Source organism: Micromonospora sp. LOL_025 (assembly GCF_048060285.1).
Taxonomy (GTDB): domain Bacteria; phylum Actinomycetota; class Actinomycetes; order Mycobacteriales; family Micromonosporaceae; genus Micromonospora.
Map to the genome: position 1 here is coordinate 407,608 of NZ_JBHMIR010000001.1, position 23,436 is coordinate 431,043.

The window sequence follows — 23,436 nt, forward strand, 5'->3', positions numbered from 1 at the left end:
TCACTCCGCGCGACCGGAGACGGCCTGCTGCCGTGAGGCGGGGGGCACCGGGAACAGCCGCCCGACCCGCATCGCCAACGCGAGGTTCCCGTCGACCATGATCTCGCCCCGGGTGATCCCGGCCAGGCCGTTCATCTCACCCCGCGACATCGCCTCCGCGACGTCGGCGGTGACCGTGATGACCGCTTCCGCCGGGGCATCGCTCCGAGTCACCCGCAGACGTCCATGATCGATGTCCAGCAGCCACCGCTCCACCCGGTCCCCCTCGCGGATGTCGAACCGGATGGTGCCACGGACCTTGCACAACCGTGCATCGTGACCGACATTCGCCAACTGCTCGAAGAAGGCACTGGTCGCCGTCATACGACCTCCCCGCCACTTGTCAGGAGCGCTCGCCGACTACCCCCCGTACGGGGGCACTAACGCTCCCACCGGTGTCGTGGATCTCGCGCCGCGCTCCACCCGCCGGCACGGACGCCCTCGCCGACGGGGGTGAGGGGCTCAGCGGCGGCCGCACCAGGCGCGGGCCGGCGGGGTACGGACCAGGAGCCCGCTGACCAACAGCGCCAGCACCGCCAGCAGCCCGCCCGCCGTCGCCGCGACGAAGGCCGGGTCGACCGGGGTGGTGATCAGCGACCCGAGGCGCGGCCCGAAGAGCAGCATGATGCCGGCCCCGACCAGGAACGCGACGGCGACCGGCGCGGCGAACCCGTGCACCACCCGCCACGCCGTCGGGCCGCCGTGCCAGAGCCCCCGGAGCACCGCTGCGGCCGCCGCCGTGCAACAGGCCAGGGCGAGCCAGTTTCCCGCGCCGCCGACCTCGCCGAGCAGCGCGACGGCCACGACGACGGTGTACGCCCACCAGAGCGCGAGCAGCACCATGCTGATGACGATGCTTGACGGCCGCCGCATCGGCTCCCGACCGGCGGGCGGCGGGCCGGGCTCCAACGGCGCATCGGTCATCGCCGGATCCTATGCGCCCGGACGGGCGGCGCCTCTCGTCTGCCGCACCGGCCACACCCCGCACCGGCCAGTCCTCGGGCTAGCGTTCCCGGTGCAGCCAGGCCAACAGGTCCGGTGGGGCCATCTCGGCCGCGCGCCGGTGGTAACGGCTGAATTCCTCGGTGCTCAACAGTGCTCGTCCCGCACCCGACCGGCCCTTTCGGAAGAAGGCCTGATGGTCTTTCAGCACCCCCACGGCATCGGGCACCAGGGCCTGGGACCGCTCGCGCATCGCGGCGAACGTGGCGGCCTCCACCAGAGTCGCCCACCGCTCGGCTGGCACCTCGACACCCAGCCAGGCGGCGATCCGCCGCATCTGTCCGCCCAGGTCGGCCAGGAGATCGTCGTAGTGCACCAGCAGCACGTTCGGCTCCTCCCGGCGTCGCCAGGCATCAGTCAGATGCCAGAGCACACCGGGCAACGAGTCCAACGCCTCCTGCGGATCCCTGTCACGCTCGGTCCACCGCACCAACCAGGAACGCAGGGGAAGCCGTGCCGGCGGCGCGTCACCGGACCGCGGTTCGCCGGTGATCTGACGCAGTCGCTCCCGGTTGATGTTCTCGCTCTGGTGGTACAGGGACACCGCCATGTCCAACGGATGCCGCGCCACCACGATGTACGACACGTGGGGCTCGATCGGCACCCCGTCCAGCGGCGTGTGCGTCTTGATGAAGCGCCGGTGCTCCTGGGCGGCGAGATGGTCGTACACCTGCCGCTGCGGAGCGGTCAGCCAGTCGAGCCAGGGGGACAACTGCGCCAGCGGCGCCGGCAGGTCGGCGGTCTGGAAGACCAGCAGCGCGCAGATCATCTGCATCCAGGTGGTGCCGCTCTTCGATCGGGTGCTGATGACGATGTCGCCACGCCGGAACGGGAAAGCGAGCCACCTGCCGCTGTCCTCCTCCGCGGATCGGTAACGTACCGGGGTCGCCATTCGAGCGAGCCTAGAGGCCGGACGCACCTGCCCGCTTCCTCATTTCCGGTCCTCCGCTGCGGGCGAGGCAATGCCAACTTACCCAGCGCCCAAGACGTCTCCAGGGCGTCCAGACGTCCTCAGGACGTCGAACGTGGGCCAAAGTTGACCAGGAACGACCATCGCCGCCCGACCCAAAGCAGCTCCGGATTCGACGCCGGGCAGGGTCGGAGCCGTCATCGGTGTACCTCCGGCTGGCAAAGCGAAAGGCGTGGATCTTCGGTCCGGCGGTAGGGGTACTGTCCGCTCTGACGACCGACCGCAGCGGCGAGGACTGCATGAGCAGCGACGGAACGACAGCGCTGTGGCGCCCGATGGGACAGCAGGAACGCGACCTCGTCCGCAAGACGGGTTGGCGCAGGTGGCCGGCACTCCCGCCAGACCGAACGCACTTCTATCCGATCCTCAGCGAGGACTTCGCGATCAGGGCACCGGGTCACCGGGCTGCGGCACCACCTCCACCGCCAGGACGTCTCGCCCCCTCCCCTCAGCCGCCGGCCCCGACCCAGAGCCCCGACCACCGAACCGGAAAAGCCCTCACGGCGCAGCCCGCCCGGCCCGAGGCAAGCCAACTGGACCTCCAGGGCGTCAGGGCGTCGTCAGGGCGTCAAACGCCGCCCGAAGTTGACCAAGGACGACAATCGGCACCCGAACATAGAACCAGCTCAGAGCCTTGATCAGGCCTCTGAGCTGGTGGGCGACGGACGAGTCGACCTGTACGCCGGATTAAGATTATCGCATCCCCGCTGACCAGGGACGGAGCCTGGCGGGTGCCGCTGTAGGCCGTCGCCAGGCCGTCAGGGGTTGCAGGTGCGAAGATCGCATGTCGTCGGTGGTCACACGGACGGGTCCCAGGCGGCGAGCTGATCGAAGATGCGACGGTCGCCTTCGAACGTCAGCGAATCCAGCGGTATGCGGCCGTAGAAGAACAAGACCAGGTCACTTGCCGTGCCCCGGGCGGAGGCGTCGGCCGTTGCGGGATCCTCGCCGGCAGGGGGCGTGAGGCGGGCGACCTGTGCCCCGTCGCGGGAGAGCCGAAGGCGCCAGGAATGGCCCTCGGTGGCGTGGTAATCGACGATGGCGGGGCCGTGTGGCCAGGCGACCGTGGTTGCACACAGGGTGAACTGGCAGTCGTCGAAGCCGTCGAGGGCGACCTCGTCCGGCAGCGGCTGCGGGGCGCCCAGGGTTAGCTGGACGTCGTAGGTGTGCACCGCGATCTCAGGGACCTGTCGGCGCGCCCAGGCACCAGAGGTCTGCGGGGACGGCGAGTCATCCCACCACGTCCAACACCTGCGATCCGGGCCGGCCTCACGCAGCGCGCTCGTCAGTTGCTCGATGGACTCCGTCCACCAGGCCAGCAGTGCTTCGCGTTCCCGAGGCGCACCCGTGCCGTCGTCCCAGGCCGATTTCTTCGGGGGTGCGTCTGCGGGCCCTGCGGCGACGATGGCGGCTGATTTGCGGCGGCTCAGGCCCACGTGTTGCACAAGGTCGAAGAGCGTCCGCTCGGGATGGGTCGGAACCTGCATGTCGAGGCTGGGCGCCGCGGCGACCGCAGCGCGGAAGGCGGTTGACCGTTCGTTGATCAGCCGCAGATGATCAGAGAACGTGAGGATTTTATGCACCCGGCTTTCTACCACTGTGCTCCGGCGACAGGGCAGCGAATTTCGCAACCGATCCCACCGGCACTGATAGGCGCCCCTGGTTGACGCGCGGGAAGCGACATCGGCGACGTGAAAACCACTTGCACGGCGCTACCCGACCAGGTCGTAGATCAGTCTGTGGACGAGGGTTCTTGGAAAAGATCATCGATGGCGCGGCGGGTGCGTTCCTCGCTGGCCGGCATCAGGTGGGTGTAGACCCGGAGCGTGAAGCCGGGGTCGGAGTGCCCGAGATACGAGGCGAGGGCCTTGATGCTCTCCCCCGCGTCGAGCAGCGCCGAGGCGTAGAAGTGGCGCAGCGCGTGCATGCCGGTCGCCCGGGTCGGGACGATGCCGGCCGCCCTCACCGCCGGACGCCAATTCTTGTCGTCGAAGGTGGCCCGCTTGATCGCACCCCGGCGGGTGGTGGTGAACAGCAGCGGCACGGTCACCCGTTCGTCGCTGAACGGGTCCTCCCAGGGCAGGGTGATCGACAACGGGTCGTACTTCTCGGCGTGCTCCTTGAGCGACTGAACTACCGAGTCGGGCAGCGGTACGCGTCGGTCCCGATCGTTCTTGGGCAGGCCGAAGACCAACCGGGAGCGGACCACCTTTACCTGCCGGACAATGTGCACCCAGCCCGAGTCGAGGTCGACGTCATCGACGCCCAGGCCGAAGATCTCCCCCTGTCGCATCCCGCAGCCGGCGCCCAGGTCGACCATCGGGCGGTACCGCTCAGCGAGGCCACCGCGGATTGCCGAAACTTCGTCGGCCCGCCAGGGAACGACGCGACGTTGTACGGGCCGGGGCGGCTTGACCGAGGCGGCCGAACACGGGTTCTTGGCGATCCGCTCGTCGTCGACAGCTGCGCCGAGGATGGTCCGTAGGTGAGCGAAGACGACGGCCCGGGTCGCCGGGGCCAGCTTGCCGATCATCCCGGCATCCCACTCCCGGATGTGCCCCGGCTTGATCGAGGCCAGTTGTCGAGAGCCGAAGAACGGCAGCAGGTGCTTCCGTACCCGGAACTCCGTGCTCTCCCGGGTCGACTCGTCGAAGGAGCGCGTATGCAACCAGCTCTCGGCGTACTCGGCGAAGGAGATCCGGCCAGCGGATGGGTCGACGTACGAACCCCGGAGCTTGTCCGTCTCAGTGGAGACGAGGAAGGCGTCAGCGTCGCGCTTGGCCCGGTCCGGGAAGGATTGGCTACGTTCCCTGCCATCCGGTCCGATGTACCGAACCCGGTAGCGCATCCCCTTGCCGAACAGATCCGACTTGATCCGCTCCTTCCGACCGCCGGGGTGCCGGATCACCTTGTACCAGCGATCTTCTACATGCCCCATCAGGCCGCCGCCTGCTCACGCACCCACGCCCGCACCGTGTCCGGCTCATACCGCAGGTGTCGACCGACCCGAGCCGCCGGCGGTCCGTACTTGACCTTGCGCCAGCGGTACAGCGTCTCAGCGGGCACCCGCAGGTACGCCGACACGTCCCGGATCGTCCACAGCTCGTCAACGGTCTTCATTGCAGCCCCTCCCCCGTGTCGTGCGTCGTTCCGTGCGGTGATGTGCTCGACGGCGGCTGTGCGGCCCTGTCCTTCGCAGCCAGCAGGTCGGAGCGCCAGCGGGCGCGTTCGCTGATCGACCGCAGGAGCCGGTGCGCCATGGCCGGCACGTCGGGATCGTCGGGCCGGGCGAGTTCCCAGGCGTGCCGGACCGGTTCGACGGTGGCGCCCTGGTCGTCGACGCCATCCAGGCCGACGGTGACGCCGAGCAGCGCCCGTACCCAGGCCCGTACGTCGTGCTTGTGGTCGGTCAGCGTCTTGCCGGACCAGTCGCGGGAGATGAGGATGCGCCGACCGCCAATGCCGAGGGTGTCCCGCTGGTGGACCCTGCCCTTGCAGCGGCCCGGCCTGAGCTTGGCGTGCGCCTTCTTCGGCTGGACGCCGTAGAGCAGCCAGTTCGCACAGCGATCGGTGCACGGGGTTACCCGTAGTTCCTGCCACAGCCGGTCGAGGTGGGCACGCTGTCGACCGCTCGTGATCTTGTGGCAGTCGCCGGTGTGCTTGGTGATGTACTTCGTTACGTACCGGATGGTGCGTTCCGCGTCCTCGGTGCCGGGCATGACGCCGCGCGCGTCGACCTGGGCGCCGAAGCGGACGACGTGCACCGGTTCCGCGTCCGGGTCCTCGTCGATCGCGTCGAGCGCTTCGGCCCAGGTGGTCAGCGGCTGGCGGGTATCCGGGTCGACCCACGCCGAGGCGTCCTCGTCCCACACCGGGGGCCGGTCGGCGGTGTACTGCTGAACATCGACCGAGGGCCACCACACCTGGTGGTACGTCGCCGCCGCAACGGTGCGCAGGATGTCCCGGGGGACGGTCCCCCTGATAGCGAAGTGCGCGTGTGGGGCGAGACGGCGCTGAGGCTCGACGCAGCCCGCGTACTGGACGTTCCAGCCCTCACACCGCCGAAGGTTCTGCCAGAACCGATCGAGCAGCCGGGGGAAGTGGACCGCGTCCCAGGCGGCCCGCCGGTAGTCGTACCGGTCAGGGTTGACCGGGGTGCCGTCGGGACGGACCGGCCCATACGAGTCGAGGGTCAGCGTCAGCCACATCGACGGCCGGTAGGTCGACCCGTCCGGAGCGGTGTACGTCTTGCCGACCGTGCGCCGCTCGACCTTGCGCCGAGGCAGATCCGGGGCATCCTGACGCCGCTTGGTCGACCGCTTGCGGCGCCGGCCGTTGTCCTCGTCGCCCTGGTCCTCGTCGCCGGTCGAGTGCGGCGGCGCGACCCGGCCCCGCAGACCTTCGGCCGTAATCGCCTCTTCCACCTCCGAGATCGCCTCGTCGAGGTCGGCGACCTGGTCCCACTGGCACGCGCGAGAAGCCTCGTCGCGGGAGAACTCCAGGTGCCCGCGCAGCAGGATCAGCGCCTTCTGTTCCTCGGTGGCGGGTTTTGGGGGCGGTAGTGGCTCGTCGTCCCGGTGCCATCCCTCGCGGATCTGGGCCTGCCGCAGCCGCCGGTTCTTCTTTGCGCACGGCGCGCACTTGTCCTCACGGGTCGCACCGCAGGGCAGGTCGATGACCTCGGTCAGGCCGGTGTCGAGATCCGTGCGCCGCATGGCGAGCGGCCGGACGCAGACGCCGTACTCGGCCGCGATCTCCTTCAGCACGTCGACCGAACGAGGAAGCGCCATGCGGGCCGCCCGAGACCCCGGCCGAGGAGCAACCGGAGTCGGGGCGGCCGGCGCCAGGCCGGGCAGGGTCGGCGCGGTCATCGGCCCACCCCCGCCGAGAGCCGAATGCGGTGGTCCCGGAGAAGGGTGCGCCGGTACTGTCCGTGCTCACCATGAACCCAAGCAGCGAGGTCGACATGAGCAGCGATGACGGTACGACGGTGCTGTGGCGCCCGACCGGGCCGGAAGAGCTGGATCTCGTCCGCGAGTCCGGATGGCGGGCGTGGCCGCCGCGTCTGCCGGATCAACCGATCTTCTACCCGGTCCTGAACGAGGACTACGCGGTCATGATCGCCCGGGACTGGAACGTGCCGGCCTCCGGCGTCGGCTACGTGACCCGCTTCCAAGTGCAGTCGGAGTTCCTGAAGCGCTACCCGGTGCGCCAGGCCGGCGGACAGACCATCCTGGAGCTGTGGGTACCAGCCGAGGAACTGGACGAGTTCAACGCCCACATCGTTGGCCTGATCGAGGTCGTGCACGAGTTCCGGTAGCCGCTGGCCGGCGACACGGGCGGCCCTCATCGGATGATCCCCACGACCTGCGGCCGGTGCGGCTGGACAACGCCAGGCGCAGGTAGCACCGCCGGGACGACGGGCGGCATCGGCATAGTGCGGCCGACCGGTTCGACATCGGAGGTCTGCTCCGGGTCCTCGTACTGGTACGCGGTCGGCTGGTCCGGCTCGACAGCCGGCGGGGTGACGGGTGCGTTCGACAGGACGACCTTCACCAGGGCGAGGAACGCCAGCGACGGCACCGCCGCCACGATCCAGCCCCACACCGACGGTTCGGCTTCCGCGACCTGGGCCGCGAGCGACAGGAGCGCGAACGCCACCAGGAGCGAGCCGACCAGGCCGACGGGGCGACCGGCACGCCGCCGGGCGCGGATCTCCAGACCGAGGTAGATCGCCATCAGCTCGACCGCCACCGCGTTGGCCCAGCCGATCCAGTGCGGCTGACCGTGGGCAACGGAGAGGTCGTGTACGTGAGTGAAGGCGGCGGCGCCGGCCATCGTGCCGATGGCGAGCAGGATCACCAGGCGTACGGCGGATTCAGTGCGTTGGCTCATCGCTGCGCCCCCTTCGGCTTCTCGCGGATGGTCACGTCGATCCGGATGCGCCGGCCGTCCATGTCGCGGCGACGGTTGATGAAGTGGGCAAGCCCGCGCAACGCGGCGGCCGTCTGGTCGGCCGGCCCGACGAGCTGGATGTGAAGCGGACGCCGGAGGCGGTTGGTCAGGCGGATGAGGGGGGTCACGGCGGTTACCTCCGGGCCGGTCGGATGTCGGTACGGATGTAGTCGGGAGGGGTGCCGAGCGCGGCGACCGCTTCGGAGAGGCAGCGCCACAGCGCCCACGCCTCGTCGGGGGTCAGGGACATCCGCCGCCGGCCCGCACCGACCGCCAGATAGACCGCGTACGGGTCGGGCCGTTCGGGGTCGACCCGGACGGAGACGGCGGTGGTCGGTTCGGGGGTACGGAGCCGGTAGAACCGGCGGCCGTTCGGGGTGGCGGTCACCGCGGCTCACCTCCGCTGTCCCGGTCGAGCAGGTTGCGCAGCGCATCAGGCAGCAGCGGCCCGGACGGCTTGCGGGGCAGCGGGAGGCGTACCGGCTCGGTGGCGGTTTCCCGGCCTACCTGGGCGAGGATGTCCGCCGCGTCGTCGGGCGTCGGGTACTGCTGCGCCATGTCGCGGATGTCGTCGTCGCTGACGTACGAGAACCGGACCCGCATCGGGTCGGGGGTGCCGTCGAGGATCACGTACCCGACGCCCTTGGCCCACCGGGGCATCTGGTCGGCCAGCGCGCCCCGGTTGCGGGCACCGTCGCCAAGGACCAGGTCGACTTGCGACGCCTCAGTGAGCCCGAGCGCGATGCGGGTAGGGAACAGGTCCCGGAACGGCAGCACCTCCTTGCGCGGGTCCTGCAACGCGGCCACGACCAGGACCCCGACGCCGGCACCCTGCGACAGCAGCAGCCCCAGCGAGGACGCGATGCGCTTCCGCAGGTCGACATCCTGGAGATACGCCGTCAGCGCCGCCATCTCGTCGACGACGACCACGACCAGGGGGTCAGCCTCAGTCGGCGTGTGCACCCGGACCGTGCCGGCCAACCGGGTCTGACGCTCACGCAGGACGGTCACAGCCTCGTCGAGCAGGTCCGCCATTGCCTCGAACGACTTGCAGGCGAACCGGGCGAACATCGGCCGACCAAGCGCGAACTCCATCCCGCCCTTGGGGTCGATCACCCATAGCCGCACCAGACCGGAGGCGATCCCGCCGCCGAGGACCCGGACGAGCGACCAGAGCACGGAGCCCTTCCCCGATCGGGTGGCACCGCCGACCAGGACGTGAGTCGCGAGCAGGTGAAGCGACCAGGTACGCAGGTCTTCCCGCCGGGCCAGCGGCAGCGCGGTGAAGTCGGGAACCGCCGGGACCGGGAACGGCGGAACCACCGTCCGCAACGCATCGGTACGCACCAACGCCAGGTAGACGACGGTCGGCCGGTCCCGGTACCGCACCCGGTCGACGAGCCGAAACAGCCAGGCACCCCGACCGGTTCGGGTCGGTGCCTCGTCGGGACGTTCCGCGTAGACCCGGGCGTGCCGCCGGCCGAAGGCGTATGCCAGGTGGGCACTCGCCTTCTGGAACTGCTCCGGCGTCTGCCCTCGCACCATGCGGACGGTCAGCACGTCTAGCGACTGATCCGAGCGGACCCGCAGCAGCTCCGGCAGGACGCGGCGGTGGTCGTACGTGCTCGGCGAGCCCGCACAGCGTCATGGCCTCACGCCAGACCCGCCGGTAGACGAACACCCGCCGGAACGAACCCAGCAGCGGACCCGCCAACCAGGCCCACCAGGACGACTCATCCCGCCAGCGCCACACCGCAGCGAACGCCGCCGCCAGCACGAGCGGCACCACCAGGCCGGACCAGCCGAACTCGACGTACAGCCAGAACGCCAGCACGGCCGAGACGGTGGCCACCGGGTGCCGCAGGCACCACCAGAGCACCCGCCCGGACCAACGCAGCACCAGCCAGAGCAGCGCCGCCCAGACTGGCAACTCGAACCGTTTGGGCCGGATCACCAGCAGATCCCCGGCAGAGGTCATCACCACTTCACCGCGAGGCCGCCCGATCACTTGGCACCCCGCAGCGACACGAACCGTCCCGACGCGTCTCGCACCGGAGGGAACGGAAGAACGAGCTGCCCGACGCAGACACCACAGCGGCCGTCAGCACCGCTGACCGGGTCGAATCGGACCTGACACACACCACACCGGGGCCAGCCACTGCCAGCCCGACGCCTACCCTTGGACACGTCACTACCTCTCTCGACAGAGCAGGGGGAAGAGACAGAGAAGGGCGGGGCTGCCGTCCGCCAAGATCAGACAGCCCCGCCCACACTCGAAGCAGCTACGCCGCCGCCTTGCCGGCCACGCCCGCCGGGGCACGCATCCCGGTCGCCCGCAGCGAGTACGCCATCCGGCCGTTGTTCGCCACGTACGGCGTTACCGTCATGCCCTCGAACTCGACGCCCTCGAACGGCGCCCCCGTCGGCGGAACCGGCTGGTAGTCCGCCGAGATCTTCACCGTCGTCTCCCGCGACCGCTTCCCGAGTTCCGGGTCCAGGTCCATCACGCGGACCTGCCACACCCGCTGGCCGGTCAACTTGTCCTTCGCCGGCGACCGGCGGCCCGTCTTCTCGTCGTAGTCCTCCACCTCACCCAGCGACTCGGGCACCAACGCGCACCCCGCCGGGAACACGTCCTCACAACGCACGGCGAACCTCGTACCGCCACGCAGAGCCATCGCTCAACCTCCTGACTTCACCTGACTGTCCTGACTAGCCAGGTGGTGTGGATCAAAGGTAGGCCGGCTTGGCTAGTCATGTCAACGACAGTGTCGAAACTTTCCTAGCCTGGCTAGTCAGCGGTACCGTCCCTTCATGGCTCTTGACCCAGATGACCCGCGCACGCCGTCGCAACAGATCGCGGCCACACTTCGCGCAGAGATCAAGACAGGGAAGTTCGCACCGGGCGAGAAGTTGCCGTCGCAACACGACCTCGTCGAGCGGTTCAGCGTCGCCCGCGAGACGATCAAGGCTGCCCTACGGAAGCTGCAAGACGAGCGCCTGATCGTCACCCGTCAGGGCAGCGGCACCTTCGTCCGCGCCAACACGGAACGCCCGGTCGGACTCCGACCGCACATCGAACGAGCCTTCGAGGCCACGAACGTCACGATCGACTTCGCCGGCTTCTCCGGAGAGACGATGTACAACGCGATCCAGGAGACCCTGGACAAGGTCCGCATCGGGCGCCTCACCCCGGAGTCGATCCGGGTACGCGTCCTGATCTCCGACATGACCTCACCGATGGCGATCCCCTGCCGCGCCGAGGACCAGGCCGACGACCCCGGCATCCGCGCCCGAGCCCGCCGCATCACCGACCGGTCGATCCACGCCCTCACCGACGCCGTCCAGGAGCTTGCCGACCTCGGGTTGGTCAAGACCGCCACCACCGAGGTACGCGTCCATAGGGCCGCCCCGCTGTTCAAGCTGTTCATCATCAACGAGCAGGAAGCGTTCTTCGGCTTCTACCCGGTCGTCGAGCACACCGTCTCCGTCGAGGGCAAGCCCATGGCGATCTACGACGCGATGGGCAAGGACGCGATCCTCTTCCCGTTCACGCCCAGCGACGAGGACGCCAGCAACGACGCCCTCTACGTCGAGCAGGCCCGCGCCTGGTTCGACAGCATGTGGGGCACCATCGCCCGCGAGTACGCCTCGTGACCGCCGTCGACCTGGCCAAGGCGATCGACCGCGCACGGGTGGTCCTGCTCGACTTCGACGGTCCTGTGTGCAGCATCTTCGCCCAGCACTCCGCATCCACCGTCGCCCATGCGTTGCGCCGGCTGCTCGTCGACCAGGCCGTCACCCTGCCGCCCGAGATCCTGGCCGAACGTGACCCGCTCGCCGTGCTCCGCTTCACCGCCACCCTTGGCCGCCCTGCCGTCGTCCGCCTGGTCGACGAGGCCATGACCCGCGAAGAGGTCACCGCGGCCCGCACGGCCGAACCCACGCCGTACGGCCGGGAAGTGATCGTCGCCGCCCAGCAGACCGGCCGCCGGGTCGCGGTGGTGTCGAACAACTCGGCCGACTCCGTCCACGCCTACCTGAGCGCCCGCCGACTGACCTCGTACGTGCACCCGGTTATCGGTCGCCCCGAGGCAGCGCCCGAGCGGATGAAGCCGGACCCGTTCCCCGTGCTGGCCGCCGTGCAGGAGCTGGGCGCGGAGCCGGCGGAATGCGTCCTCGTCGGCGACTCGGTCAGCGACATCGAGGCCGCCCACGCCGCCGGAATCGCCGCCATCGGGTACGCCAACAAGCCCGGCAAGCGCGAGCGGTTCGCCGCCGCCGATGTCGTCATCGACAGCATGGCCGAACTGGTGACCGCCTTCGCCGTCGACGAGATGTAGCACCACACCGCACACGAGCGCCCCGGGAGATCATCACCGGGGCGTTTCTCGTGGCGTCAGTTCACCCCGGCACGGGGTCGCGGTGGCGCTGCCCTGGAGCTAGTCCAGGTCTCCGCGCTTGGCAGCGATCCACGCCTCAACGTCTTCGGCAAGCCAGACGTTGCCCATCTGGAGCGTCGCCACGGGCTCAGGGAAGTCGCGCCGGTTGGTGATCTGGTAGACGCGCTGGCGCGAGACGCCGCCGAGCATGATCCGAATCTCCCCCGAACCCACCAACCGCAGCTTCCTGCCCATGACACTGACGCTAGGCACACGCCGACTAGGCACGAGTCAAGTTGATGGACACCTAGTTACCGAAGGCCCTAGTCACTTACCCTTAACGCATGCCTAGGTTGAAGTGGTTCCAACGCCCCGACCAACCTGTCGACTACGTGGCCGGTGAGCCAGCCCCATCGAGGTACGGCCGAGAGCCACAGAGTTGGACTGGTCGCGCTGCCATCCCCGCACCAGAGCCACCCCTGATGACCAAGGCAGGACTCTGGCGCTCCAAGAACGCCACGACGCGCCTCAACCAGAGGTAGCCATGTCGATCCCGCAGTGGCAGCCAGAGCCCTCGTTCCTCGTCCTGATGGCCGGCAACGTCATCGACTTCCATAACCGCGCAGCCTGCTTGCAGTGCACGGACGATGGATGCCCACGCCTGACAGAGGCCGGCGAGACCCTACGCGCCTGGCGAGACAGGAAGAGCCGACGTGAAGGCCGGTGACGTGCTGCACCTGAGCCGCGCGGCAAGCCCTCAGTTCGTACGGCCGATCTTCTTCCGCCTTATCAAGATCCGCTCCGACCTCCACACCTACGGCGGCTGGGCATGGCTGGACGGCTACCAGCTAGACAAGAACGGTGACGCAGCAACTCGCAGAGAGTTGTACGTGTTGATGGCGGGCGTGAGGCTGCTTCGCTCACCTTCCGCACCACGGCCGAGGGCAGCTCGTTCGCTGAACGCCTCATTGGTTCCAAGATTGAGCACCACGAAGCCCGACGCCTGAGCAGCCGACCAGCAGTACATCTCGCCTCCCCGTAGCCCCTGAGGCCAGCATGCTCTCGTTGCCCAGCTTGCGCTTCACCGGGATCAGGGGCCATCCCCTCCGCCGCATAGACGGGACCTATCAGCTACACGAACATGACTAACAACCCAAACTGCCATGCTTCAACCCCTTCCCAGTTGCGCAGCGTGAAGGATAGATTCCGTCAGGTAGCGATCGAGGGGAGGCTGTAATTGGATGCTGAGACATGGCAAAAAGAGCAGATTAGCCGCGCCTACCTCCATGCGATCGCGGCGCGGGAAGGCTGCACGCTGGGCGACTGGGCAGTCGACAAAGACGGGGTCGATACGACACTACGCCGACGCGGTCGAATGGTGGACGTCCAATTAAAGTGCACCCAAGAGTTGCGACGGCTAGGCGACTCGTACGCCTTTGACTTGGACATCAAAACGTACGACAAACTTCGGGAGGCGGACCGGTCAGCCCCCGGGTACCTGTTCGTCATGATCGTCCCAAAAGACATCAAAGACTGGATCCACCTACACGACGACGAATTCTTCCTTCTAAGATGCACAGCTTATTACGCATGCATCCAGGACAGGCCCGCAGCCAATACCTCATCGACAACTGTGATCCACCTCCCATTCACTAGCCGGCTTAACGGAGACGCGCTTGATCGCATGTTCGAGCATTCGCGTCGACATGCACTGGGCACACGCGAAGGGATGGCCGCGTGATGGAATCCACCGACGAACTGTCCGCCGTCTCGCTTTCTATTGGCCCGAACGAAATCTCTAGTTACCTCACACGCTCCGGATGGAACGTGTCAGCATCGAGCCGAGTAGCGGAAATTTGGACCCCAGGCAACTCGAACAACAATGAAGACTTAGAACTGCTCGTTCCCAGGATCTCTTCAGCCCCAGACTTCCGAACTCGCCTGAAGATCCTCTTGCAAGACCTTCAAACCTATGAACATCGTTCGCGCGATGAGATCCGAGATGAAATGAGCCGGCAGTTCGTGGACGTGACCAACGTTTCCGCCGACCACGATTTTGATAACACAGTCTTTCCTCTTGACGCCGGCCACAAGCTATTTTATTCGGCTAAAAAGATGGTGATAGCCGCAGCTTCCGCCACCCTCAAGCGTCGGGGCTACTTCGGTCACGCCGTCCCCAAACGAGCCAGAGACCAGGCAAGGAACGTTCTCGTGGGACACACCCACCCCGGGTCATACGTTGTTCCAGTGATTACTAAAGCGCGCGTTCCTGATGCCTCATGGGAGGACGATCGACCACGCCTCATTGAAGAGGTGGAGGAACTGTCCTTCGACCGGCGCATGGTCGTCACACTCGCCAAAGGGCTGACTGTTCTGCACGAACTAGGCGTCGTAAGCGAAAATGAGCCTAGTAACCGTGACGTCTATGATGGAGTTGGAGAAGGCATCTCGTACGAACTATGCGATGGCGTTCTCCGATCGCTACGCGACCCCTCGGTTCAGGATTTTGAGGTTGGGTTCAAGTGGGCTCCTGCCGTAACTCCGCCAGGAGGAGTGAGACAGAACGTCGCTTTCCCGTCTGAGTCCGTTCCCCGGCTACGGCGGATCGCTCGCGGCCTCCGCAAAGATATTGAAGACCGAGAGCAGGTGATCTACGGATGGGTTGAAGTCCTATCCAGCAAAGCGGAGGATGTTGGCGGATCAGTGCGAGTCCACGCAATAGTCGGCGGCAAGCGGCGGGTGATTCGAATGAACCTTGATCGCGACAATTACGAAAAGGCCGTTGAGAGTCACAAAAGATGCTCTGTCATGGTGCGCGGAAACCTTCATATCGAAGAAGGAAAGCAGGCCATCATGGATGTTCACTCGTTTGAGCTTGAGCAACGATTGCCTAGCACCTAACCCATACCATTCGGCACGACAGATACATCCCTTACTGGCAAACATGATGGTGCACACTTCAATCGTCATCACCGATAGTCTTGGGTTTGGCCGCATGGCCCCTAGCCGCCATTGCCGCCCGGAATCGTCCAAATTTTCACGAGAAGCATGCCCAGCCGGCGAACAACGATCATTGACCCCTCTTGTCAGACTTGCTTCGGCTGTCTAGTCCCAGCTGATGCTTGGCGTATCCGTCCCAGGACATGCCTGACGTTCGGCCTAGAGTGCTGGGTACTTTGATGGACCGCAGACGCGAGGGCTGAAGGGTTGCGACTGCATGGGGTACTGGGGCACCTTGATCGCTGTACAGCGCAACGGGCGAGATCTCGTTGCGCTGACCGACCGGAACGCCGAGCTTCGTATACATGCCAGCGCGCGACGAGGTGACGGGTGGCAGGTGTACGGCCTGCCCGAGAACGTGGTCATCGGTGACGCCGACGACCTGCTTCCACGGCTGGCGAAGGAGTCCCAGGCGCCAGTGCTGGCCGCCTTCATAGCCGACAGCGACTACGGCCAGATGGCAGGGCTCAGCCAGCTTCACGGTCGGTGGGAGGCATGGTTGGACGCGAGTACGGCGCGCCTGTTCGAGCGTGATCACCTGGTCATGCAGGGTGTGTCGAAGGCTGACGCCAACCAACAGGCTGTGCGGATGATCGCCGGATTCGGGCTGCCGCCCGCCACAGCGGCCGAGCGGGCAACCCAGTGGGCGAGAGAGGCTGGCTACACGGTGCCCGTCGGACCGGTCCGGCAAATCCTCGCCAGTAGGCGCCCTCCAGGCGTCAGCGCCCTGATGCGCCTGCCGTGGAAGCGCTATGTCTTCGCCGAGGAAATGTTCTTCGCACTTCTGGACAACCTCGGGCTGCCTCGTGGCCGATGAGTGACCCGACAGGTGCGACCCGAAGCGCACCCACTGCGGGCCGCGCAATGGAGCCTTCGATCATGTCAAGCATCTGGTGGGACGCGACTGTCAGGCATGTCTCGGGACACGACACGGCTCACGGATAGTTTGTTGCCGAATTCCTCTGTTTTAGATCAAGGCACCGCGCTCCGCGCGGTGCGGGGCGGCAAGCCCGGCCGGCGGCAAGCCGCCCCGGCCGCCTACGGCGCCGGGGCGGGAAGCCACCGACAGCCGCCGGGACACCGCCCCCAGCACAGCCAGGAACCAGCCCCAGCAAGGCCGTGACGGAAGCCGGCGACCCGGCCTGGTCGAGTGGTCGGGGCTTCCGGCTGCCGCGCCAGTCCAACCCCGGGACTGGCTTGCCACCGGGTCACCAGGTCGCGGCACCAGTTCCACCGCCAGGATGTGCCCGGCCCTCCCCTGCAACTGCCGGCCCGCTCCGAACCCTCGACCACCAACCCCCGAGAGCCCTCACGACGCGCAGCCCGCCCGGCCCGAGGCAGAGCCAACTGAGCCCGCGCTCAGGGCGTCTCCAGGGCGTCAGGGCGTCCGTAGGGCGTCAAAAGCCGGCCAATGTTGACCAAGAACGACCATCGACACCCGGACATAGAACCAGCTCATAGCCTTGATCACGGCTCTGAGCTGGTGGGCGACGGACGAGTCGACCTGTACGCCGGATTCTGTGACCGGCACCTGCCCCGAGGGGCCCGCGCCGGCGGCGGCCATCCATCTAGGCCTGCCGTCGCCGGCAGGCTCGAGCGGCCTACCCGCAGACATCGGGCGGGCAGCCCTCAAGCGTCTGCGCCGGGTCGTCATCATGTCTGGTGACGACCCTTGCTTGGCCTTGCTCCGGGTGGGGTTTACCGAGCCACCCCGGTCACCCGGGGTGCTGGTGGGCTCTTACCCCACCGTTTCACCCTTACCGTCCCCGATGGGGTCGGCGGTCTGTTTTCTGTGGCACTGTCCCGCGGGTCACCCCGGGTTGCCGTTAGCAACCACCCTGCCCTGTGGAGTCCGGACGTTCCTCGGCGGCGGGCCGGAGCCCGCCGACGCGACCGCCCGGTCGACTCGTCCGTCGCGCACCCATCCTAACGACGCCACGGCCGCGTCTATTGCCGCCCCGGGGCGACCGGCCCCCGTCCTGCCGGGGCCGGGTACTAGCCTCTGGTGACCATGGATGTCTCCGACGCCGCGCTGCTGCTCGCCGCCGGGCTCGCCGCGGGCACGGTCAACGCGGTGGCCGGCGGGGGCTCGCTCATCACCTTCCCGGCGATGATCGCGGTGGGCCTGCCGCCGGTGCCGGCGAACGTGAGCAATTCGGTCGCGGTCTTCCCCGGGTACGCGGCGAGCGTGGCGGGCAGCCGGCAGGATCTGCCGCCCCGGCGGATGCTGGCCACGCTGGTGCCCACCACGATCGTCGGCACGATCGCCGGCGCCATGCTGCTGCTGGCCACCCCGGCCCGGGCGTTCGAGCTGGTGGTGCCGTTCCTGGTGCTCGGGGCCACGGCGGTGCTGGCGTTCCAGGATCCGCTGCGCCGGCTGGTCGGGCATCCGCGCGACCTGGCTCCGCGCCGCCGTACGGTCACCGTGCAGGCCATGGTCGCGATCGGCGCGGTGTACGGCGGCTACTTCGGCGCGGCGCTCGGGGTGATGCTTGTCGCGGGCCTGGCCCTGGTGCTGGACGCGACGCTGGCCCGGGTGAGCGCGATCAAGAACCTGCTCTCCGCCCTCGTCGGGTTGACCACGCTCGTGGTGTTCGCGCTGTTCGGGCCGGTGAACTGGGCGGCCGTCGCGGTGGTCGCGCCAGCGACGCTGGTCGGCGGGTACGCCGGCGCACGGCTGGTGCGCCGGCTGCCGCCGGTGGTGCTCAAGGTGCTGATCGTGGTCTTCGGCACGGCGATCGGGCTCTACCTGCTCTGGCGCGCACTGCGCTGAGCCTCGGCGGCGCAGGTACTCACGGTTGGCCCGCGAGCTGTAGGCCGACCTCTTCGCTCACCGATCACCGACACGCCACAGCCGCACCCGCCATCGCACCCACTTCGAAACGCGGCCCAGGGTGATCAGCCCACCAGTGTGATCAGCGCGCTACCGGCGGGCGGCAGCGCTGCGCTGGCGTGCCGATTCGTAGAGCACGACGGTCGCGGCGGCCGCCGCGTTCAGGGAGCTGGCGGCCCCGGACATCGGGACCCGGACGAGCTGGTCGCAGGCCTCACGCCAGCCGACGCTGAGACCGGTGGTCTCGTTGCCGATCAGGGTCAGCGTGGGTCGCGTGAAGTCGTACTCGGCGGCATCCAGTGCGCCGTGCTCATCGGCACCCACGATGCCGACGCCGACGCCGTCGGCGCGCACGTCGGCGACCCAGGACAGCACGGCCTGGGGTGAGGGCGCCCGGACCACGGGCAGCGCGAACAGCGAGCCGGTGCTCGCCCGCACCGCCTTCGGGTCGTACACATCGGCGGCATGGCCGGTGACGATGACGCCGGACGCGCCGAAGGCGTCCGCGGACCGGATGAGCGTCCCGATGTTGCCAGGGCTGGTGGGCCGGTCGAACACGACGGTGAGCATGGTCGGCCCGGCCGGGATGCGGCACAGGTCGTCCTGCGGCAGCGCGACCACGGCCAGCAGTTCCGGAACGGTGTCCGCCTTGCCGCCCAGCATGTGCATCAGTTCACGGGAGACGGCGAACCTCTCGGCCCGGACGGTGTCCAGGGCCTTACGTGCCCAGCCGGAGAGCTGGACGTCGGCGTCGTAGAGCAGCTCTCGAACCTGCCAGCCGTGTTCGATGGCCATGGTGATCGGGCGCACGCCCTGCACGAGGAACTCGCCGCGACGCTGCCGCTTGGTCCGATTGCGGAGCAGCGCCTCCCACTGCTGGAACCGGGCATTGCGACCACTCACCCGCACCCTCACCGTTGTCCCCGCCTCGCCCGTACCTCAGGAACGGGGTTGTCCTGCCCGAGTCCTCGGCGAATCGCGATCTCCACGGGCGAGTACGCACCGTCGGCCCGTTCCAGTTCGTACGGCGCGGCCGGCACCAGCGGCGGCTGGGCCATGAAGCGCGGCCGCGTCCCGTGGTGCGGTCGCGCCGCGTGCACCAGGAAGGGATGGCACAGGAAGACATCGCCGGGGGACCCGGTGGCCAGGGCGAGTGGCCGGTGGTCGGACGCCGCCACCAGCTCGGGCGCGAGGTCCAGCCCGCTCGCCCCGTCCTCCCCGTACTTCTCCAGCACCTTCGGCACGTCGAGGTGTGAGCCGACCCGGATCCGTGTCGGGGCGTCCTCCGCACCGATCTCGCTGAACAGGAACAGCATCAGCAGCGCCCGGCCCCGGGAGCGGACGTTCGTGAAGTACCAGCTCGCACCCTCCGGCAGATAGCTGCCCTCGATGTGCCAGCCCGCGTCGTTCGGCTCGTCCTTGTGCGGGAAGCGCAACGGGAACGTGCCCAGCGAGTAACGCGGCTCCCAGCGTCCCGCGCCGACGAGCAGGTCGTACGCGTGATGGAGGAACGGTGAGTTGGGTGCGGCGGCGAACGGCCCCTGCGCCATGCCGGGCACCCAGTGCACGGGCTGCGTCCAGGTGGCTGGGTCGTCCGGGTCGCAGCCCGTCTCCCGCCACAGCAGCCGCGCGCAGTCCGCGGCCACGCGCGGTGCGACGGCGCCCGGCAACTTCACGAAGCCGTCGCGAAGGAACCGGGATACCAGTGTCGTGTCGTCCATGCCCCCATCGTGTGGCGGCACCGATCCCGATCACCCGACACTTTCCGCTCCGCTTCTGTCGGGTGTGCCGCAACAGAGCCGGTCACGATACGGAGGCGCTGTCGCACCGCACCACAGCTTCAGGTTCCGCCCAACTGCCGAAGGGAGCGAACGCATGGAGACCCGCATCGTCGACCGTCCCGCGTTCCGGCTCGTGGGGCACGCTGCCCGGGTTCCACTGATCCACCGAGGCATCAACCCGTACATCCAGCAGCACATCGCCGCGCTGCCGGCAGAGGAGCACCTGCGCTTGAAGGCACTCGGCGCCAGTGAGCCGGGCGGCCTGCTCGCGGTCTTCGATGACCTCGACGCGGACTACGGCGAAGGCAGCGAGCTGACCTACCTGCACGGGGTCGCCGTGTCCCCGAGCACGCCGGTCCGGGGCGATCTCGAGGTCATCGAGGTCCCGGCGGGCCGCTGGGTGGTCATCCGGGCCGTGGGGCCGCATCCGCAGACCCTGCAGAAGATCTGGGCCGCGGCCGCAGTCGGGTGGTTTCCCTTCAACCCGTGGCGGCTGCGGCCCGGCCCGGAGATCGTCGCGGTGCCCGAGCCGACGGGCGACCTCAGCACCGCGACCCGCGAGCTCTGGCTGCCCGTCGAGCCGGCGTAGCGACGGGGTTATATATCCGGGTGCCCAGGCCCGACGGTGGCAGGCCGCGTACCCGTCCGGATCCGGTCCTGGCGGACATGGCCCACAGCTCGCGGGCCAACCGTGAGTACCTGCGCCGCCGCCGAGGTATCACGGCACGCCCCAGCGATCATCGAGTCGCTACCCCGCCTCTGGAATACGGCCTAGTGGTCGTGGAGCGTGAAGAAGAGCGTCCGGTGCTCGACGTCCAAAAAGGCGGCCCGCCACCGCGTGGACGGGTTCGCCTCGTCGTACGCCCGGCTGTGCAGCCAGCGGGGGGCGGCCGGCAGGAACGGCGCGAGAGCGGGCCACGCGTCCGCCGGGCTGGTGAGGGTCGCCTGATCCGGCTCGGCGGGCGCGTACGGCACGAAGCCGTACCGCTGCGCCAGCGTCCGCGCGTCCTCCGGACACAGCCGGACCACGCCCTGGTAGGCCCAGTCCGTCGGGCCCGGCGCGCGGCTGCACGCGTCACCCGACGCGCGCAACTGCCAGTGGATCTCCGGGTAGTCGCCGAGGTCCGGCAGCTCCTGGGGCGGGTCCCACCGGTCGGTGCGCACCTTCGCCTCCTCGGCGCGCACCGACTCCCGGCACGCGGGCGTCTCGTCCGGGTCGTCGTCGACGGCCAGGACCGCGGCCCCCACACACCCGACGACCAGTAGCAGCAGCGCGACGGAGCCGCCGAGGACGGTCACCAGCGCGTCTCGTCATGGTCGTCAGCGTACGAAGGGCGTCCACCCCGCCGCGTCGCCCCCGGCCGCGGAGGGCCGGGGGCGACGCGTTCCCGAGAGACGCTCAGGCGACCGGTTCCGGGGCCGCGTCGGCGTCGCGGTGCGGGCCGGGCACGACGCGCGGGTCGCCCTCGTCGGCGAAGTAGTCGTCCGACGTGGTGCCGTCGCCGCCGTCGCGCACCTTCGCCGCCCGCAGCACCACCGTGAGCAGCGCCGCGACCGCGAGGTTGACCAGCACGGCCACGATTCCGACGTAGATCGTCTTCGGGGTGTCGAATCCGAAGTCGGCCAGCGGGAACGCCGAGCCGCCGAAGTGCTTACGGCCGGTCGCGGCGTTCGGGATCTGGTAGAGCATCCACATGCCCAGCCCCATGCCCGCGATCCAGCCGCCGATCAGCGCGCCGCGGTGGAACCAGCGGGTGTAGAGGCCGAGCGCCACCGCCGGCAGCGTCTGGAGGATGATCACGCCGCCGATGAGCTGGAGGTCGATGGAGAACTGCGGGTCGAGGAAGACGATGCAGGCCACCGCGCCGACCTTCACCACCAGCGAGGTGATCTTGGAGACGTTCGCCTCCTGCGCGGGGCTGGCGTCCCGCTTCAGGTACTCCTTGTAGATGTTGCGGGTGAACAGGTTCGCCGCCGCGATCGACATGATCGCCGCCGGCACCAGCGCACCGATGCCGATGGCCGCGTACGCGACGCCGGCGAACCAGTCGGGGAACTGCTGGTCGAACAGGACCGGCACCACCGTGTTGCTGTCCACGGTGCCCTCCTTCGACCCGGGCAGCGGCTTCACCCCGGCCGCGATGGCCATGAAGCCGAGCAGCGCGATCAGGCCGAGCAGCAGGCTGTACGCGGGCAGCGCCGACATGTTCCGCTTGATCACGTCGCGGTTCCGGCTGGCCAGCACGCCGGTGATGCTGTGCGGGTAGAGGAACAGCGCCAGCGCCGAGCCGAACGCCAGCGTGACGTACTGGAGCTGGTTGTTGGCGTTGAGCAGCACCCCGTCGTTGGGGTTCGGCGACGCGTCGAACTTCGCGTCCGCGGCGTCGAAGATCTCGCCCCAGCCGCCCAGCTTGTACGGCAGGTACAGCACCGCCACCAGGATCACGATGTAGATCAGCGTGTCCTTGACGAACGCGATCAGCGCCGGCGCGCGCAGCCCCGACTGGTACGTGTACGCGGCCAGGATCGCGAAGGCGACGATGATCGGCAGGTGCCGGGCCAGCGTGCTCTCGCCGGTGACCCCCATGGTCTTCAGCACCGCCTCGATGCCGACCAGTTGCAGCGCGATGTACGGCATCGTCGCCACGATGCCGGTGATCGCGATGAGCAGCGCCAGCACCGGCGAGTCGAACCGCTTGCGGACGAAGTCCGCGGGGGTGACGAAGCCGTGCCGGTGCGAGACCGACCAGAGCCGGCACAGCACCAGGAACACCAGCGGGTAGATGACGATGGTGTACGGGACGGCGAAGAAGCCGGCCGCGCCCGCGCCGAACATCAGCGCCGGCACCGCCACGAAGGTGTACGCGGTGTACAGGTCACCGCCGACCAGGAACCAGGTGATCCAGCCGCCGAAGTTGCGCCCGCCCAGTCCCCACTCGTCGAGGTGGGCCATGTCCTTCGGGGCGCGCCACCGGGCCGCCACGAATCCCATCCCGCTGACCAGCAGGAAGAGCGCCGAGAAGACGATGATCTCGGTGAGGTGGTCGCGCCACATCAGCGACCACCCGCGTCCGTGCCGGCCGGCCCGTCCGACGACGGCCTGCCGGCCCGCTTCTTCGTCATCTGGTACACCAGCGTGGTGGTGGCCACGCCGAGCAGGATGTAGACGAGCTGGAGCCAGTAGAAGCGCGGGAAGCCGAGGAACCGGGGCGAGTCGGCGTTGAAGAAGACCGGGATCAGGGGCACCACGATGGGGATGAAGAGCAACCAGTTCCAGGGGCTGTGGTCCTTCGCCCTGGAACGCGCCGCTGTCGGCGCCTCCGGTTCGGGTGCGGCCATTGCGACAGACCTCCGCGTGTCGTAGATCGGCACTGATGACGGCCGGAGGCTACGACCCTGTGAGCCGGGTCACGTTCGACGGGAGGAGGTTGCTGCGCCGAACGGCGGACGGCGTGCGCCGAACGGCGGCCACGG

General features: G+C 68.5%; 26 protein-coding genes, 1 other RNA gene and 1 pseudogene. 9 read left to right on the forward strand and 19 right to left on the reverse strand.

Translation table 11 applies throughout. The features are described 5' to 3' along the window. The 7 genes from ACFHW0_RS01885 to ACFHW0_RS01915 form a co-directional block, all read right to left on the reverse strand. The gene (locus ACFHW0_RS01885) at nucleotides 1–363 is read right to left on the reverse strand and encodes an SCP2 sterol-binding domain-containing protein (RefSeq protein ID WP_416605027.1); all 363 of its coding nucleotides are present in this window, start codon (nucleotides 361–363) and stop codon (nucleotides 1–3) included. 138 nt (nucleotides 364–501) lie between these two features. Continuing rightward, nucleotides 502–963 (reverse strand): hypothetical protein, encoded by a 462-nt coding sequence (locus ACFHW0_RS01890; RefSeq protein WP_416605028.1) that lies wholly within the window; start codon nucleotides 961–963, stop codon nucleotides 502–504. 79 nt (nucleotides 964–1,042) lie between these two features. Then, nucleotides 1,043–1,933 (reverse strand): sulfotransferase domain-containing protein, encoded by an 891-nt coding sequence (locus ACFHW0_RS01895; protein WP_416605030.1) that lies wholly within the window; start codon nucleotides 1,931–1,933, stop codon nucleotides 1,043–1,045. An 875-nt stretch (nucleotides 1,934–2,808) separates the two neighbouring features. Continuing rightward, complete coding sequence (locus ACFHW0_RS01900) at nucleotides 2,809–3,594, reverse strand: maleylpyruvate isomerase family mycothiol-dependent enzyme (RefSeq protein WP_416605032.1); 786 nt, start codon at nucleotides 3,592–3,594, stop codon at nucleotides 2,809–2,811. A gap of 149 nt (nucleotides 3,595–3,743) precedes the next feature. Then, nucleotides 3,744–4,949 (reverse strand): tyrosine-type recombinase/integrase, encoded by a 1,206-nt coding sequence (locus ACFHW0_RS01905; RefSeq protein ID WP_416605033.1) that lies wholly within the window; start codon nucleotides 4,947–4,949, stop codon nucleotides 3,744–3,746. After that, nucleotides 4,949–5,131, reverse strand: a complete 183-nt coding sequence (locus ACFHW0_RS01910) for a helix-turn-helix transcriptional regulator (RefSeq protein ID WP_167733695.1) — start codon at nucleotides 5,129–5,131, stop codon at nucleotides 4,949–4,951. The genes ACFHW0_RS01905 and ACFHW0_RS01910 overlap by 1 nt, the downstream gene beginning before the upstream one ends. After that, nucleotides 5,128–6,882, reverse strand: coding sequence for a replication initiator (locus ACFHW0_RS01915; protein WP_416605035.1), 1,755 nt, complete (start codon nucleotides 6,880–6,882; stop codon nucleotides 5,128–5,130). The genes ACFHW0_RS01910 and ACFHW0_RS01915 overlap by 4 nt, the downstream gene beginning before the upstream one ends. Before the next feature lie 71 nt (nucleotides 6,883–6,953). On the opposite strand from ACFHW0_RS01915, the gene ACFHW0_RS01920 reads away from it, so the two are divergent. Then, nucleotides 6,954–7,331 carry an ADP-ribosylation/crystallin J1 gene (locus tag ACFHW0_RS01920; RefSeq protein ID WP_416605243.1) on the forward strand — a complete coding sequence of 126 codons (378 nt, stop codon included), beginning with the start codon at nucleotides 6,954–6,956 and terminating at the stop codon, nucleotides 7,329–7,331. Nucleotides 7,332–7,357: 26 nt separating this feature from the next. On the opposite strand, the gene ACFHW0_RS01925 is transcribed toward ACFHW0_RS01920, so the two are convergent. The 5 genes and pseudogenes from ACFHW0_RS01925 to ACFHW0_RS01945 all read right to left on the reverse strand — a co-directional run bounded on the left by ACFHW0_RS01925 (nucleotide 7,358) and on the right by ACFHW0_RS01945 (nucleotide 10,644). Beyond that, nucleotides 7,358–7,906 carry a DUF2637 domain-containing protein gene (locus ACFHW0_RS01925; protein WP_416605036.1) on the reverse strand — a complete coding sequence of 183 codons (549 nt, stop codon included), beginning with the start codon at nucleotides 7,904–7,906 and terminating at the stop codon, nucleotides 7,358–7,360. Further along, the gene (locus ACFHW0_RS01930; protein ID WP_416605037.1) at nucleotides 7,903–8,094 is read right to left on the reverse strand and encodes a hypothetical protein; all 192 of its coding nucleotides are present in this window, start codon (nucleotides 8,092–8,094) and stop codon (nucleotides 7,903–7,905) included. The genes ACFHW0_RS01925 and ACFHW0_RS01930 overlap by 4 nt, the downstream gene beginning before the upstream one ends. A gap of 5 nt (nucleotides 8,095–8,099) precedes the next feature. Beyond that, on the reverse strand, nucleotides 8,100–8,354 hold the full coding sequence (locus tag ACFHW0_RS01935; protein ID WP_416605039.1) for a hypothetical protein: 255 nt from the start codon (nucleotides 8,352–8,354) through the stop codon (nucleotides 8,100–8,102). Then, a pseudogene (locus ACFHW0_RS01940) lies at nucleotides 8,351–9,944 on the reverse strand (cell division protein FtsK). The gene ACFHW0_RS01935 and the pseudogene ACFHW0_RS01940 overlap by 4 nt, the downstream one beginning before the upstream one ends. 304 nt (nucleotides 9,945–10,248) lie before the next feature. Beyond that, nucleotides 10,249–10,644: a transcriptional regulator gene (locus tag ACFHW0_RS01945; RefSeq protein WP_416605040.1), complete on the reverse strand. Its 396-nt coding sequence runs from the start codon at nucleotides 10,642–10,644 to the stop codon at nucleotides 10,249–10,251. 136 nt (nucleotides 10,645–10,780) lie between these two features. Between ACFHW0_RS01945 and ACFHW0_RS01950 the strand changes: the two genes are divergently transcribed. Beyond that, nucleotides 10,781–11,623 (forward strand): winged helix-turn-helix domain-containing protein, encoded by an 843-nt coding sequence (locus ACFHW0_RS01950; RefSeq protein ID WP_366641908.1) that lies wholly within the window; start codon nucleotides 10,781–10,783, stop codon nucleotides 11,621–11,623. Then, nucleotides 11,620–12,309: an HAD family hydrolase gene (locus ACFHW0_RS01955; protein ID WP_416605042.1), complete on the forward strand. Its 690-nt coding sequence runs from the start codon at nucleotides 11,620–11,622 to the stop codon at nucleotides 12,307–12,309. The genes ACFHW0_RS01950 and ACFHW0_RS01955 overlap by 4 nt, the downstream gene beginning before the upstream one ends. Nucleotides 12,310–12,408: 99 nt before the next feature. Here the strand turns inward: ACFHW0_RS01955 and ACFHW0_RS01960 are convergent, their stop codons facing one another. Further along, the gene (locus ACFHW0_RS01960) at nucleotides 12,409–12,603 is read right to left on the reverse strand and encodes a helix-turn-helix transcriptional regulator (RefSeq protein ID WP_350682398.1); all 195 of its coding nucleotides are present in this window, start codon (nucleotides 12,601–12,603) and stop codon (nucleotides 12,409–12,411) included. Between the two features lie 458 nt (nucleotides 12,604–13,061). On the opposite strand from ACFHW0_RS01960, the gene ACFHW0_RS01965 reads away from it, so the two are divergent. The 4 genes from ACFHW0_RS01965 to ACFHW0_RS01980 all read left to right on the forward strand — a co-directional run bounded on the left by ACFHW0_RS01965 (nucleotide 13,062) and on the right by ACFHW0_RS01980 (nucleotide 16,165). Next, nucleotides 13,062–13,355, forward strand: a complete 294-nt coding sequence (locus ACFHW0_RS01965; protein ID WP_416605043.1) for a hypothetical protein — start codon at nucleotides 13,062–13,064, stop codon at nucleotides 13,353–13,355. 230 nt (nucleotides 13,356–13,585) lie between these two features. Further along, nucleotides 13,586–14,089 carry a DUF4365 domain-containing protein gene (locus ACFHW0_RS01970; protein ID WP_416605044.1) on the forward strand — a complete coding sequence of 168 codons (504 nt, stop codon included), beginning with the start codon at nucleotides 13,586–13,588 and terminating at the stop codon, nucleotides 14,087–14,089. Further along, nucleotides 14,086–15,249 carry a hypothetical protein gene (locus tag ACFHW0_RS01975; protein WP_416605046.1) on the forward strand — a complete coding sequence of 388 codons (1,164 nt, stop codon included), beginning with the start codon at nucleotides 14,086–14,088 and terminating at the stop codon, nucleotides 15,247–15,249. The genes ACFHW0_RS01970 and ACFHW0_RS01975 overlap by 4 nt, the downstream gene beginning before the upstream one ends. Nucleotides 15,250–15,565: 316 nt before the next feature. After that, nucleotides 15,566–16,165 (forward strand): hypothetical protein, encoded by a 600-nt coding sequence (locus tag ACFHW0_RS01980; RefSeq protein ID WP_416605047.1) that lies wholly within the window; start codon nucleotides 15,566–15,568, stop codon nucleotides 16,163–16,165. A 674-nt stretch (nucleotides 16,166–16,839) separates the two neighbouring features. On the opposite strand, the gene rnpB is transcribed toward ACFHW0_RS01980, so the two are convergent. Further along, nucleotides 16,840–17,257: RNase P RNA component class A (rnpB, locus tag ACFHW0_RS01985), an RNA gene on the reverse strand. A gap of 102 nt (nucleotides 17,258–17,359) precedes the next feature. Between rnpB and ACFHW0_RS01990 the strand changes: the two genes are divergently transcribed. Then, nucleotides 17,360–18,121: a sulfite exporter TauE/SafE family protein gene (locus ACFHW0_RS01990; protein ID WP_416605048.1), complete on the forward strand. Its 762-nt coding sequence runs from the start codon at nucleotides 17,360–17,362 to the stop codon at nucleotides 18,119–18,121. A 150-nt stretch (nucleotides 18,122–18,271) separates the two neighbouring features. Here ACFHW0_RS01990 and ACFHW0_RS01995 read toward each other — a convergent pair whose 3' ends face one another. Both ACFHW0_RS01995 and ACFHW0_RS02000 read right to left on the reverse strand, forming a co-directional pair. Continuing rightward, nucleotides 18,272–19,090 (reverse strand): TrmH family RNA methyltransferase, encoded by an 819-nt coding sequence (locus tag ACFHW0_RS01995; protein ID WP_416605049.1) that lies wholly within the window; start codon nucleotides 19,088–19,090, stop codon nucleotides 18,272–18,274. 2 nt (nucleotides 19,091–19,092) lie between these two features. Then, nucleotides 19,093–19,902 carry a phytanoyl-CoA dioxygenase family protein gene (locus ACFHW0_RS02000; protein WP_416605050.1) on the reverse strand — a complete coding sequence of 270 codons (810 nt, stop codon included), beginning with the start codon at nucleotides 19,900–19,902 and terminating at the stop codon, nucleotides 19,093–19,095. A gap of 154 nt (nucleotides 19,903–20,056) precedes the next feature. On the opposite strand from ACFHW0_RS02000, the gene ACFHW0_RS02005 reads away from it, so the two are divergent. Then, nucleotides 20,057–20,551 carry a GyrI-like domain-containing protein gene (locus ACFHW0_RS02005; RefSeq protein WP_416605051.1) on the forward strand — a complete coding sequence of 165 codons (495 nt, stop codon included), beginning with the start codon at nucleotides 20,057–20,059 and terminating at the stop codon, nucleotides 20,549–20,551. A gap of 182 nt (nucleotides 20,552–20,733) precedes the next feature. Here ACFHW0_RS02005 and ACFHW0_RS02010 read toward each other — a convergent pair whose 3' ends face one another. The 3 genes from ACFHW0_RS02010 to ACFHW0_RS02020 form a co-directional block, all read right to left on the reverse strand. Continuing rightward, nucleotides 20,734–21,261 carry a hypothetical protein gene (locus ACFHW0_RS02010; RefSeq protein ID WP_416605052.1) on the reverse strand — a complete coding sequence of 176 codons (528 nt, stop codon included), beginning with the start codon at nucleotides 21,259–21,261 and terminating at the stop codon, nucleotides 20,734–20,736. Between the two features lie 100 nt (nucleotides 21,262–21,361). Further along, the gene (gene mctP, locus ACFHW0_RS02015) at nucleotides 21,362–23,017 is read right to left on the reverse strand and encodes a monocarboxylate uptake permease MctP (RefSeq protein ID WP_121400382.1); all 1,656 of its coding nucleotides are present in this window, start codon (nucleotides 23,015–23,017) and stop codon (nucleotides 21,362–21,364) included. Beyond that, nucleotides 23,017–23,301, reverse strand: coding sequence for a DUF3311 domain-containing protein (locus ACFHW0_RS02020; protein ID WP_416605054.1), 285 nt, complete (start codon nucleotides 23,299–23,301; stop codon nucleotides 23,017–23,019). The genes mctP and ACFHW0_RS02020 overlap by 1 nt, the downstream gene beginning before the upstream one ends. Between the last annotated feature and the right edge of the window lie 135 nt (nucleotides 23,302–23,436).

Bases quoted from the DNA above. Each gene is read 5' to 3' on its own strand.
- ACFHW0_RS01895 (WP_416605030.1), bottom strand. From the start codon at position 1,933: ATGGCGACCCCGGTACGTTACCGATCCGCGGAGGAGGACAGCGGCAGG.
- ACFHW0_RS01885 (WP_416605027.1), bottom strand. From the start codon at position 363: ATGACGGCGACCAGTGCCTTCTTCGAGCAGTTGGCGAATGTCGGTCAC.
- ACFHW0_RS01915 (WP_416605035.1), bottom strand. From the start codon at position 6,882: ATGACCGCGCCGACCCTGCCCGGCCTGGCGCCGGCCGCCCCGACTCCG.
- ACFHW0_RS01890 (WP_416605028.1), bottom strand. From the start codon at position 963: ATGACCGATGCGCCGTTGGAGCCCGGCCCGCCGCCCGCCGGTCGGGAG.
- ACFHW0_RS01910 (WP_167733695.1), bottom strand. From the start codon at position 5,131: ATGAAGACCGTTGACGAGCTGTGGACGATCCGGGACGTGTCGGCGTAC.
- ACFHW0_RS02000 (WP_416605050.1), bottom strand. From the start codon at position 19,902: ATGGACGACACGACACTGGTATCCCGGTTCCTTCGCGACGGCTTCGTG.
- ACFHW0_RS01980 (WP_416605047.1), top strand. From the start codon at position 15,566: ATGGGGTACTGGGGCACCTTGATCGCTGTACAGCGCAACGGGCGAGAT.
- mctP (WP_121400382.1), bottom strand. From the start codon at position 23,017: ATGTGGCGCGACCACCTCACCGAGATCATCGTCTTCTCGGCGCTCTTC.
- ACFHW0_RS01945 (WP_416605040.1), bottom strand. From the start codon at position 10,644: ATGGCTCTGCGTGGCGGTACGAGGTTCGCCGTGCGTTGTGAGGACGTG.
- ACFHW0_RS01920 (WP_416605243.1), top strand. From the start codon at position 6,954: ATGAACCCAAGCAGCGAGGTCGACATGAGCAGCGATGACGGTACGACG.
- ACFHW0_RS01925 (WP_416605036.1), bottom strand. From the start codon at position 7,906: ATGAGCCAACGCACTGAATCCGCCGTACGCCTGGTGATCCTGCTCGCC.
- ACFHW0_RS01905 (WP_416605033.1), bottom strand. From the start codon at position 4,949: ATGGGGCATGTAGAAGATCGCTGGTACAAGGTGATCCGGCACCCCGGC.
- ACFHW0_RS02005 (WP_416605051.1), top strand. From the start codon at position 20,057: ATGGAGACCCGCATCGTCGACCGTCCCGCGTTCCGGCTCGTGGGGCAC.
- ACFHW0_RS02020 (WP_416605054.1), bottom strand. From the start codon at position 23,301: ATGGCCGCACCCGAACCGGAGGCGCCGACAGCGGCGCGTTCCAGGGCG.
- ACFHW0_RS01990 (WP_416605048.1), top strand. From the start codon at position 17,360: ATGGATGTCTCCGACGCCGCGCTGCTGCTCGCCGCCGGGCTCGCCGCG.
- ACFHW0_RS01960 (WP_350682398.1), bottom strand. From the start codon at position 12,603: ATGGGCAGGAAGCTGCGGTTGGTGGGTTCGGGGGAGATTCGGATCATG.
- ACFHW0_RS01950 (WP_366641908.1), top strand. From the start codon at position 10,781: ATGGCTCTTGACCCAGATGACCCGCGCACGCCGTCGCAACAGATCGCG.